This window comes from Aquabacterium sp., assembly GCF_016195855.1.
In the GTDB taxonomy this organism is placed as follows: Bacteria; Pseudomonadota; Gammaproteobacteria; order Burkholderiales; family Burkholderiaceae_C; genus Aquabacterium.
The window spans coordinates 373,555-384,485 of the sequence record NZ_JACPYU010000016.1 but is presented as its reverse complement, the minus strand read 5'-3'; the positions used below and the strand labels follow the sequence as shown (position 1 = coordinate 384,485).

The 10,931-nt window shown below is 63.6% G+C and carries 10 protein-coding genes; 4 read left to right on the top strand and 6 right to left on the bottom strand.

The genetic code is table 11. The features are described from left to right. Positions 1 to 2: 2 nt before the first annotated feature. From HY019_RS15130 to leuA, 4 genes are all read right to left on the bottom strand, one after another. Positions 3 to 1,493: a DNA polymerase Y family protein gene (locus tag HY019_RS15130; protein WP_290693638.1), complete on the bottom strand. Its 1,491-nt coding sequence runs from the start codon at positions 1,491 to 1,493 to the stop codon at positions 3 to 5. Then, entirely contained in the window at positions 1,444 to 2,289 is an 846-nt protein-coding gene (imuA, locus tag HY019_RS15125; protein WP_290693634.1) for a translesion DNA synthesis-associated protein ImuA, read from the bottom strand. Before imuA ends, HY019_RS15130 begins: the two co-directional genes overlap by 50 nt. A 71-nt stretch (positions 2,290 to 2,360) precedes the next feature. Beyond that, on the bottom strand, positions 2,361 to 2,693 hold the full coding sequence (locus HY019_RS15120) for a helix-turn-helix domain-containing protein (protein ID WP_290693631.1): 333 nt from the start codon (positions 2,691 to 2,693) through the stop codon (positions 2,361 to 2,363). Then, the gene (leuA, locus tag HY019_RS15115; protein ID WP_290694233.1) at positions 2,690 to 4,405 is read right to left on the bottom strand and encodes a 2-isopropylmalate synthase; all 1,716 of its coding nucleotides are present in this window, start codon (positions 4,403 to 4,405) and stop codon (positions 2,690 to 2,692) included. The genes HY019_RS15120 and leuA overlap by 4 nt, the downstream gene beginning before the upstream one ends. 370 nt (positions 4,406 to 4,775) lie before the next feature. Between leuA and ribA the strand changes: the two genes are divergently transcribed. Then, entirely contained in the window at positions 4,776 to 5,426 is a 651-nt protein-coding gene (gene ribA, locus HY019_RS15110; RefSeq protein ID WP_290693628.1) for a GTP cyclohydrolase II, read from the top strand. Positions 5,427 to 5,444: 18 nt separating this feature from the next. Next, on the top strand, positions 5,445 to 6,359 hold the full coding sequence (locus HY019_RS15105) for a cation diffusion facilitator family transporter (protein WP_290694231.1): 915 nt from the start codon (positions 5,445 to 5,447) through the stop codon (positions 6,357 to 6,359). A 10-nt stretch (positions 6,360 to 6,369) separates the two neighbouring features. Here the strand turns inward: HY019_RS15105 and HY019_RS15100 are convergent, their stop codons facing one another. Both HY019_RS15100 and HY019_RS15095 read right to left on the bottom strand, forming a co-directional pair. After that, positions 6,370 to 7,584 carry a GGDEF domain-containing protein gene (locus tag HY019_RS15100; protein WP_290693625.1) on the bottom strand — a complete coding sequence of 405 codons (1,215 nt, stop codon included), beginning with the start codon at positions 7,582 to 7,584 and terminating at the stop codon, positions 6,370 to 6,372. Between the two features lie 83 nt (positions 7,585 to 7,667). Beyond that, entirely contained in the window at positions 7,668 to 8,999 is a 1,332-nt protein-coding gene (locus HY019_RS15095; RefSeq protein WP_290693623.1) for a diguanylate cyclase, read from the bottom strand. Between the two features lie 379 nt (positions 9,000 to 9,378). On the opposite strand from HY019_RS15095, the gene HY019_RS15090 reads away from it, so the two are divergent. Together HY019_RS15090 and HY019_RS15085 are read left to right on the top strand one after the other, a co-directional pair. Beyond that, the gene (locus tag HY019_RS15090) at positions 9,379 to 10,143 is read left to right on the top strand and encodes an ABC transporter permease (RefSeq protein WP_290693621.1); all 765 of its coding nucleotides are present in this window, start codon (positions 9,379 to 9,381) and stop codon (positions 10,141 to 10,143) included. 13 nt (positions 10,144 to 10,156) lie between these two features. Beyond that, positions 10,157 to 10,927 (top strand): ABC transporter ATP-binding protein, encoded by a 771-nt coding sequence (locus HY019_RS15085; RefSeq protein WP_290693619.1) that lies wholly within the window; start codon positions 10,157 to 10,159, stop codon positions 10,925 to 10,927. Positions 10,928 to 10,931 lie beyond the last annotated feature (4 nt).

The window sequence follows — 10,931 nt, the reverse complement described above, 5'->3', positions numbered from 1 at the left end:
GCTCAGGCAAAGAAGCCGTGCAGGTACCAGGGGCTGCCCGCTTCGTCTGTGGCCTGCTGGCTTTTGAACACCCACAGCAGCCCTGCATGGGCACTGCTGGCCAGGTAATAGTCGCGCGTGAAACGGGCATGGCCGGTGTGCGCATCCCACCAGCCTGCCTCGACGCGATGCGGGCCCGCCAGCAGCGTCAGGCGCCCTTGGTAGACCGGGTGCTGGCCCATGCCCCTCTCCAGCGCCAGGGGCAAGGGCTCGGGCAGCACCCAGCAAGGCTGCGGTGTGTCGGCAAGCAGCTTGGCTGGTGTCGGCTGCCGGTTCTTGTCTGACAAGGCTTGCACGGCAGGCAGCCATTGCTGCGCGCACTCCAGACGGTGATCGGCCTGTATCCGGGCTTGCAGCACGCGCTCGGGCCCCAGCCGCACACTGAGCTTTTCCAGCAAAGCCAGCAAGGCATCACGTTGGGCACGCTGCGCCGAAGGTGTCAGCAAGGCATCGGGGCCAGCGTTCAACTGGTCTTCACGGTACTCCTGGAAGAGTTGCTGGCTGCTCACAGGCAGTGCTTCGATGGCATCGGCATGCAGGCTGATGTCACCCACGGGCGCATGCAACTGGATGCGTTGCAGGTGCTCGGCCAGCAGGCGGCTCAGGCGGGGGTAGTCGCGCGTGGGGCTGGCCAGGCGCACCGTCCATTCGCCTTCGCGGCTGCTGTCTCGCCGGTGCCAGTCATGCAGCCAGCGCAAGGTGAAAGCCGTGACACCCGCTTGCCGGCCTGCCAGCCAGGCACACAGTTGCTGCAGCAAGCGGCTGGCCGCAAACAACAGGGCAGGAGCCGACTCGACCCGGCCGGGCAACTCCAGCCGGGCATCGAACACCGGTGGCAGCACCAGCCAGTCGAATGCCTCCGGGCTGCGGCCATAAGCGCGGTCCAGCGTTTGCAGCAAGCCTGCGCCAAAGCGCCGGCTCAGGCCGCCACGGGGCAGGGCGCGTACATCCGCCAGGGTGCGGCAACCCAGCCTGGCCAGCGTGGGGCCGTGCGTGGCCACACCCGGCAAGACGTCAAGCGGCAGCGTGTCCAGACATACTGCCAGCTTGCCCAGCCCATCCACCTCGGCCTCATCATCATGGCCGTCGTCAGGCATCTTGGCTCGCCCATCGCGAGCCAGCGCCACCGCCGCCAAGGCCGTGGCGGCATGACCGAAGGCCTCTGCACCGTGGGCCCTGGCCTCATCCACAATGCGCTCGCGCAATACCCTGGCGCCACCGAACAGGCGCTCGCTGGCCTGCACCTCCAGCACCACGGCGTCTTCCAGCAAGGCCACACGAGGCGTGAACTGCAGTGCCCACCAGCCCAGATGCAAGGGGCTCAGCACCGTTGGCATGACACAGGCTGGCACCTGAGGCTCAGCCTGGGGCTCGTCGTGATGGGCCGCCTGGCTGGCATGAGCCTCAGGACATGGCTCGAGATGCCCGGGCAGCAGCGCGATCCAGTGCAGCATGGTGTGGCCTGCGGTGAGCATCGGACTCTGGGCTGGATGGTGTTGTGGTGGATGAAGAAGCCGGAACAGGTAGAGAAACAGCAGGCAAAGGTGCAAGTGAGCGAGGGGGCAGAGGCGGCAGAAGTGACGTCAAACCAGCCGGCCAATGCGGCAGGCTCAAGACCTGATCCAGCATGGGCCCTCGTCGTTTGATGATCTGCACTTGCAAGGGATGTGGACATGCCCCGAGCCCCAGCAGCACACGCAAAGGGGCGGCAGATGAATCGGCCTGAGCCTTGACGGGACGGAACACGAACAGCGGCCCGGGGTGCTGCGCCGCACAGGCGTGCAGGCGCCGGATCTGCTCCGGGCGCACCTGCGGCAGCCAACTCAGGACCGCGCTGACACAACCCGCCTTCAAGGCCTGCTCGGTGGCCCACAGGCGCTCGGCGGGTGTGCGGGCGTCCACGCGGATCAGGCGGTCGTCACGCAAGCCTTCGCGGGACAAACCGGGCAGGTGAGGGGGATGAGGCGGCCCAATCAACAGCACGCTGCCACCTTGCCGCACGACCTGCGCCAGCGCCGGGCCCAGCAAGCGCCATTCGGCCTGGGCAGACTGGGCCAGCAGCACCTCGGTCATGGCCTGACAAGGCCAGCCACCGCCAGGCAACTCGGCATCCAGCGCCGGGTGCCCACTGGCGATGACCGTGCTGGCCGCCCGCCCCATGGCATCCCCACGCCACACGGCCTGAGCCACATGCTCGGGCAAGGCTGCGGCGCCGCGGGGCAGGGAAAGAGAAACAGAAGGCAGGTTCATGTCAAGCAACGCAATACTGTATGCGCATACAGTATGTTAGCGGGAATGAACGCTGCCGTCCAGTACGGGCGCTAGCTCGTATTGCCCCAGGTGCGCACGGTTTTTTCGTCGACCCCGCACCAGCGGGCCACGGCGCGTGCGCTCTGGCCTGCCTGCAAGGCCTGCCGCACCCAGGCATCCAGTGCCCGGGTCAGGCGTTTGCCTGGCAAGGCCCAATCCGGCTGGCAGGAGTGGGTCTGGCTGCAGGCCGGGCAACGCCAGCGCACGATGTGCCCACGGCGAACCTGTGGCCGCCCGTCCTGAGGCACATCGCGCCACCAGCTCGGGCGCACGGCATGGCGCAGCAAGGGCCCCGAATGGCAACAACTCGGGCAGACACCGAACATATTGGATGCGCGTCTCATGCGGCACGCTCCTTGTCCGGGTCCATCTCGGCCTGAGCCGACCAACCCGCCTTGATGGCCAGGCGGTTGAGCGCCTGCATCATGGCCTGCACGGATGCGCTCACCATGTGCGGATGCCGCCCGGCGCCATACACGCTGGCCGCCACGCCCGGCGCGCCCACCTCGACCCAGGCCAGCGCCGTGGCGTCCGAACCTTCGCGGGTGGCGTGCTCTTCAAAGCCATGCCACTGTGCCCCGTCGGGCAAGCCCAACTCCTGCACAGCCTGCCAGGCGGCATCGAGCGGGCCATTGCCATGCCCTTGCAAACGGCGTGTGCCATGCGGGGTCTGCACCAGCAACTCCACGCGGCTTTGCCCCAGGTCGTCGCTCACATGGTGGTGCAACAAGGCCCAGGGGCCAGGCGCAGCCAGGTACTCGGCCTGGAACAAGGCCCACAAGGCCCCGGCCGTCAATTCACGCCCGGTGTCATCGGCCACGGCCTGCACGCTGGCGCTGAACTCCACCTGCGCCCGGCGCGGGATCACCAGGCCATAGGCCGACTCCAGCAAATACGTGATGCCGCCTTTGCCGGACTGGCTGTTCACCCGGATCACCGCCTCGTAGCTGGCCCCCACATCGCGCGGGTCAATGGGGAGGTAAGGCACGGTCCAGGGTGCATCGGCCTGCTGCGCGGCCAGGCCCTTGCGGATGGCATCCTGATGCGAGCCCGAGAACGCGGTGAAGACCAGGTCGCCCGCATACGGATGGCGCGGGTGCACGGGCAAGGCGATGCAGTGCTCCACGGTGCGCGCGATCGCGGGCAGGTTGGAGAAGTCCAACTCGGGGCTGACACCCTGGCTATAGAGGTTCAAGGCCAAGGTCACCAGGTCCACATTGCCGGTGCGCTCGCCATTGCCAAACAAGCAACCCTCGACGCGCTGGGCGCCCGCCATCACGGCCAGTTCGGCGGCGGCCACCGCGGTGCCTCGGTCGTTGTGCGGGTGCACGCTGAGGATCACGGCCCCGCGCTGGGCGAGCCGTCGGTGCATCCACTCGATCTGGTCCGCGTACACATTGGGCGTGCTGGCCTCCACGGTCGCGGGCAAGTTGATGATCATGGGCTGGGCCACGGTGGGTTGCCACGCCTCGATCACCGCATTGCACACATCCAATGCGAATTCAGGCTCGGTCGTGCTGAAGGTCTCGGGGCTGTACTGGAAGGTCCAGCGCGTGTCCGTCTGGGCTTGTGCCAACTGGCGGATCAAGGTCGTGCTGCGCACGGCCAGGTGCTTGACCTCATCGCGGCTCATGCCGAACACGGTGCGACGCCAGGCCGGTGCCGTGGCGTTGTAGAGGTGCACGATGGCCTTGGGTGCCCCCCGCAAGGCCTCGAAGGTCTCGCGGATCAGGTCCTCGCGCGCCTGGGTGATCACCTCGATGGTGACGTCGTCCGGAATGTGGCCGCCCTCAATCAAGGTCCGCACGAAATCGAAATCCGTGCGAGAGGCCGCCGGGAAGGCCACTTCGATTTCCTTGAAACCGATCTCCACCAGCAACTGGAACATGCGCAACTTGGTGGCGCCATTCATGGGCTCGAACAAGGCCTGGTTGCCGTCGCGCAGATCGGTGCTCATCCAGATGGGTGCTCGGGTGATCTGCTGATTGGGCCAGGTGCGGTCAGGCAAGGCCAGAACGGGGGAAGCAGGGTACTTGGTAGCGGGGGTGGTGAGCATGCTCATGACAGTGACTTTCCTCAAGATTGAAAGAAAGCCGACTGGCGTGGGGCCCAAATCCGGTTGACCTACTGCTTGTCAACGACCCCGTAATGCAAAACGCCAGCGGCTGGGCTGGCGTTGTCGGGGTAGGGAAGGAGAATGAACTCGATCAGATACACGAAACCCGAACACACCAGCTGTTGTCAGCTAGCGCTAGCCAAATTCGGCGGGTTCGGGATACGAAGGAGCAGTTCATGTCTGCCAGTGTCCACGCAAAAGACGACCCTGGTCAAGAACTTCACCACTTTTTCCGCACGCAGGTCTTTTTGGCAGCCAAAATGCCGAGTGCAGCGGCTTTTGGCAAAATACGGGCCCCTGAGGAAATTGAATGTCCACCCCTGATTCCGCCAGCAAGCCCCCTGTCGATACGTTGACACCTGTGACCACCGCCCTGGTCGAGTTCCTGGCCGAGGCGCGCGTTCCCACCGAACACGGCAGCTTCACCATGAAGCTGTTCCGCGAGAAAGCCACCGGTCTGGAGCACGTGGCCATGGTCATGGGCGATGTCGCCGGCAGCGCTTTGGTGCGTGTGCACTCCGAGTGCATGACCGGTGATGTTTTCGGCTCCCTGCGCTGCGACTGCGGCCCCCAACTGCACTTCGCCATGAGCGAAATCGGCAAGAAGGGCAGCGGTGTGGTGGTCTACCTGCGCCAGGAAGGCCGTGGCATTGGCCTGGCCAACAAGCTGCGGGCCTACCAGTTGCAAGACCAGGGCATGGACACCGTGGAGGCCAACCAGCATCTGGGTTTTGCCCCTGATCTGCGCACCTTTGATGCCGCTGCCGAGATCCTGGCTTACCTGGGCGTCAATGCCGTCAGGCTGATGACCAACAACCCGCGCAAGGTCGACACCCTGACCCAGCACGGCGTCAAGATCGAAGAGCGCGTGCCGGTGCGCATTGATGTCCAGGCCGAAAACGAGCGCTATCTGGGCACCAAGGCCCGCAAGCTCGGGCACCACATCGACTGGCTGGGCTGATCGGGCTCGCGCATGAACATGGCTTTGGATCTGACACCCCAGGACGACCCGGAACAGGACACCCCCGAGCGGCACGTGGTGGCCAAGCGCAGCACGCTGGTCAGCGTGGCGGTCAACCTGGTGCTCACCACCGTGCAGGTGATCGTGGGTGTGTTCGCCCATTCGCAAGCCCTGATCGCCGACGGCATCCATTCGCTGTCTGACCTGATCGCCGACTTTGTCGTGCTGCTGGCCAACCAGCACAGCCGCAAAGAGGCCGACGAAGACCACCACTACGGCCACCACCGCTATGAAACCGCGGCCTCGCTCGTGTTGGGCGTCCTGCTGTTGAGCGTGGGCATCGGCATGCTCTGGAGCGCCGTGCACAAGCTGGGTGACCCGGAGCTGATCCCCAAGGTCAGGCCGGTGGCCCTGTATGTGGCGCTGGCGGCGCTGGTGTCCAAGGAGCTGCTGTTCCGCTACATGCTGGCTGCGGCCGAGCGCGTGCGCTCCAGCATGCTGGTGGCCAATGCCTGGCACGCCCGCTCCGACGCGGCCTCGTCCCTGGTCGTGGCGCTGGGCATCATCGGCAACCTGGTGGGCTACCCCTTGCTGGACCCGGTCGCAGCCCTGATCGTGGGCTTCATGGTGACCAAGATGGGCTGGGAGTTCGGCTGGGATGCGCTCAATGATTTGATGGACCGCTCCGTCTCGGACGAGCAGATCGAGCAGATCCGCGAGCTCCTCACCGACACGCCCGGCGTGCAAGGTGTGCACGACCTGCGCACGCGCAAGATGGGCGACATGATCATGGTGGACGCCCACCTGGAGGTCGACGGCGAGTTGTCGGTCAGGCAGGGGCACGACATCGCGGCCACGGCGCGCGAACGCGTGATGCGCAAGCTACCCGTGCTGGATGTGATGACCCACCTGGACCCGGTCTCAGGGCGCTGACGCTCTCGCCTTATAACGCCTTGGTCACGCCCTGCACGCACACCCGGTTGCGGCCTTCGTGCTTGGCCTGGTAGAGCGCCAGATCGGCCGCCGAGATCAGCTGTGAGGCCTTCAGTAAAAAGTCCGCCTTGCACGATGCCACACCAATGCTGACCGTCACGAAGTGCGATGAAGTCGAGCTTTCGTGGCGCATCTGCAGGGCCTCGACCGCCTCGCGCACCCGCTCGGCCACCGCCACGGCATAAGCCGACGCAGTTTGCGGCAGCACGGCAATGAACTCCTCGCCGCCATAGCGCGCAATCAGGTCCTCCGGGCGGCGCAAGGTGTGTTGCAGCACCCTGGCAATCTGGCTCAGGCACTCGTCCCCGGCGGGGTGACCATAACGGTCGTTGTACTTCTTGAAGTGGTCGACGTCGACCATCATGATGCTGACATCGTCGCCATCAAACTGGCTGCGCTCCCAGACACGCTCGACGTATTCCTGAAAGTGCCGACGGTTGTACAAACCGGTCAAGCCATCCACACGAGACAACTCCTGCAGCCGCTCATGGGCGCGTGTCAACTCACGCACCACCCCGCGCTCGCGCATGGTCAGGAGATAGCGCTTGCGCTCGTCGCGCTCCATCACGTAATTGGCCGTCAAGGAAAACGCCACCGCCGACAGCACCAGCGACAAAATCGGCCACAGCAATCGATGCGGGAAGCTGCCCAGCAGCAATATGCCCGAGAGGTGAATACCCAGCAGCGCCGTTGAAAACACCACGGCATACCAGAAGCGCAGGCGCTGCACGATATTGCCGTACAGCACGATGATGGTGAAACCGACGTGGTAATAAGGCGCGAACGGGCTTTTGGTCTCGGACAGGATGAAGGCCAGGCTCGCCGCCGCGATCAAGCCACTGCTCACCACGATGACCTCCAGCGAGGCCGGCGGCATGCTGTGGATGAAAACGCCTTTCTTTCGCCAGATCAGGTAAATGAAGGCAATCGACAGCGGCGTGAAAAACAGAATCCGCAACTGCACGGCCAACCAGAATACGTCCCGGGTCATCAGGTAATCCACAACCAGGAAGCCGTTGTAGATCATCAGGGAGATCAGGCTGCTGATCAGGAAGTGCCGCCTGCGCGGCTCGGCCAGGTCCAGCAGAAACTGCTGCTCCAGCGCACCCGGGAACTTCATCCAGGGGAAGCCTTTGTCCAGCAGGCGGTTGATCCGCACCATCATAGGGTCATCCAAACCAGCGGGTTGGTGCGCCGGGGCGGTGGGCGGACTCAAACTGGGGGACGGCGTCATCTCTCGGGCCGGCTTCAGTCGTTGGTGCCGAAGGCAAACACACGGTTGCGACCGCGTGATTTGGCCTGGTAGAGCGCCTCATCGGCCGCCGAGATCAACTGGGCAGGGCTGGCGTGCGGTGAATTGGGGCGCAGGCAGGCCACCCCGATGCTCACCGTGACCACGGCTTGCGTGGGTGAGGCCGCATGTTGCCTGTTGAGGCTTTCAACGCCTTTGCGCACGCGCTCTGCGGCGCTGGCTGCCGTACTCAAAGGCGTACCGGCCAGCACGGCAATGAACTCTTCACCCCCAAAACGGGCTATGAGGTCACCCGGGCGGCGCAGGCGGCGCTTGAGCATCGACGCGACATCCTTCAAGCAGGCATCACCCTCGGGGTGCCCGTAGCGGTCGTTGTAGGACTTGAAGTGATCCACGTCGATCATCATCAACGAGATCTCGCTGCCATCGCGGCAAGCGCGGTCCCAGACATGCTGAAGGTATTCATCGAAATGGCGGCGGTTGGCCACTTCGGTCAGGATGTCACAGCGTGAAACTTCGTCCAGGTGCTTGTTGGCCCGCTCCAGTTCACGCAGCAGGACGCGCTCACGCAGGTGAAGCAGCCAGTTCTGGCGTTCATCGCGCTCCAGCATGTAGCAGCCATACAGCGTGAACACGATGGCCGAGGTCAGCGTCAGGCCAGCCGGGATCATGATGGCCATGGAAGACTGCCCGGACAGGCTGTAGACGCCATAGCCGAACATGCCCAGGATGATCGTGTCCATGACCAGCGCGGGGAAGAAGCGCATCTGCGCCACCGAGTTGCTGAACATCACGACGGGCACCAGGCTGACCAGGTAAGGCCCGGCCATGGTGTCCGCGCTGTTCACACAGATGTACAGATTGAGTGCGGACGCCGCCAGGCCCATGCCCATGGCCAGCCACTCTCTGGCCAGCGGGGGCGGCAATTTCGCGATCAGGAAAAGGCCAATGATCATGCTGGGCGTGAACACGAACAGGCGCAATTTGAGGGCCTGCTCGAACATGTCCGGGATCATCAGCCAGTCGGACAGCAGCAGCCAGTTGAAAAACACCGTGACCAGCATGCCGCTGACCAGCAGCAGCTTGAGCCGTTGCTCGGCCTGATCCAGGAAGAAGCGCGCCTCCAGCGCTGCCGGGAAGCGCAGCCATGGAAAGCCTTGCTCCAGCAGACGATCGATCTGACGTGACTCTTCAGCCTGAACCGGCGTCTGATCCAGCTCCGTCGGCTCGGTCAGGTCGAAACCTGGCCGCCTCAGGTCCTGGAGAGGATTCGGGATGGAGGGCACTTCGATCAATCCAACCGTGAGGTGCTTGAGACCGTTCAGCATGACTACCGGTGTCTTTCGGTTGACTGGCGAAGTACTTGAAGTGCGAGCGTTGCTTTTAATGCAAGGCCCGTTCTTTCTTGTGATAAATCGTAAATGATTCACCACGAGGAGGGGTGTGCATCTTCCTGTGGGTTTCCCTAGGGAAACGCCGCTTTTACACACTGCAACGCCCTCGCTCATCGTCCATTTCGGTATATGGACATACCTTGCGTACGTTTGGGCAAGGATACAAGCCCAGTATGATCCAGACCAAAGCAATACCTACCCGCCTGCTTGAGGGGGACTGTGCCAGAACGGTCCCACCTTTTTCGGGGGGTGGTTCAGGGATGAACGGTTAAGGCGGCACGCAAGATGCCGCGGGAACTAATACGAACGGGTTATGACGGGCCGCCTCATGCATTTGGGCTATTCATTGGCCGTTCCATTGTTGGTCCTGCTTGCCTGGCAGTTGTCGGCGCAGGCGGGGTGGGTGTCTGCCATCGTGTTGCCCGCACCAACGGCCATCTTCCGAGCCATCTTCGAAGGGCTGCGCAGTGGCGAGCTGCTTCAAGACGCCACGGCCAGCCTGGCGCGCGTGCTGGGTGGCTTCTCGCTTGGCGCCCTCATCGCCTTGCCGCTGGGTTTGGGCATGGGCATGTTTCCCATGTTGCACAGGTTGCTCAACCCGGTATTGCAAATACTGCGCCCCATTCCGCCCATTGCCTATATCCCCATGGCCATTGTCTGGTTCGGTATCGGCAACGCGCCCGCCATTTTCCTGATCGCCATCGGGGCATTTTTTCCCATATTGCTGTCAACCACCTCCGGCGTGCAGCAGGTTGACAAAATCCATGTGCTGGCTGCCCGTAACCTGGGCGCTCAAAATGGGGCGCTGTTTTTACGCGTGATATTGCCTGCGGCGTCCCCCGCCATTCTCAATGGCATGCGCGTGGGCATCGGTACCGCATTCATCGTGGTCATCGTGGCGGAAATGATTGCCGTGCAGAACGGTCTGGGTTTTCGCATTCTCGAGGCAAGAGAATACATGTGGTCAGACAAAATCCTGGCGGGCATGCTGGTCATCGGTTTGCTGGGGCTGGGGATAGACGGTGCGTTGGCTCTGGCGGCCAGGGTGCTGCTGCGCTGGCATCGTGGCCTGCACTGATGGGAGCCCGCGCATGAGCCACATCTCGTTTTCCGGCGTGAAACAGGTCTTTGCAGGTGGCGTCCTGGCACTGGACGGTGTGACGCTGGACGTTCAGGCTGGCGAATTCGTCTGCCTGCTGGGCCCCTCGGGCTGCGGCAAGTCCACCTTGCTGCACATTGCCGCGGGCTTTCACAGCCCCACCCAAGGCACCGTGTCAGTGAACGGGCAGGCCGTGCAGGGCATTTCACCGCAGCGCCTGATGGTGTTTCAGGAGTACGCACTCTTTCCCTGGATGACCGTTGAAGACAACGTCATGTTCGGGCTGAAGCAAACCCGTGTCCCCAACCAGGAAGCACGCCAGCGGGTTCGTGACATGCTGGCCTTCCTTCGCTTGAGCGAATTCGCCGGACGTTACCCCAAAGAGCTGTCTGGCGGCATGAAGCAGCGGGTGGCCATTGCCCGGGCCATGGTGCTCAAGCCACCCATCTTGCTGATGGACGAACCGTTTGCCGCGCTTGACGCGCTGACGCGTCGCACCCTGCAGGACGAGGTGCTCAAGCTCTGGAAAGGCGCCGGCACGACGGTGCTCTTCGTCACCCATTCGATCGAGGAAGCGCTGCACCTGGGTAGCAGGGTGGTGGTGCTCACGCACCGCCCCGGCACGATCAAGGCCGATATCCCGCTTGATTTTTCATACCCCAGAAACACGGGCTCGGCACCCTATCTCGAACTGAAGGCCCAGATCGAATCCCTGGTCATGGCGGAGCAGCAACGCTTCATCCAGTCGGAGACAGCGCACTGACGCC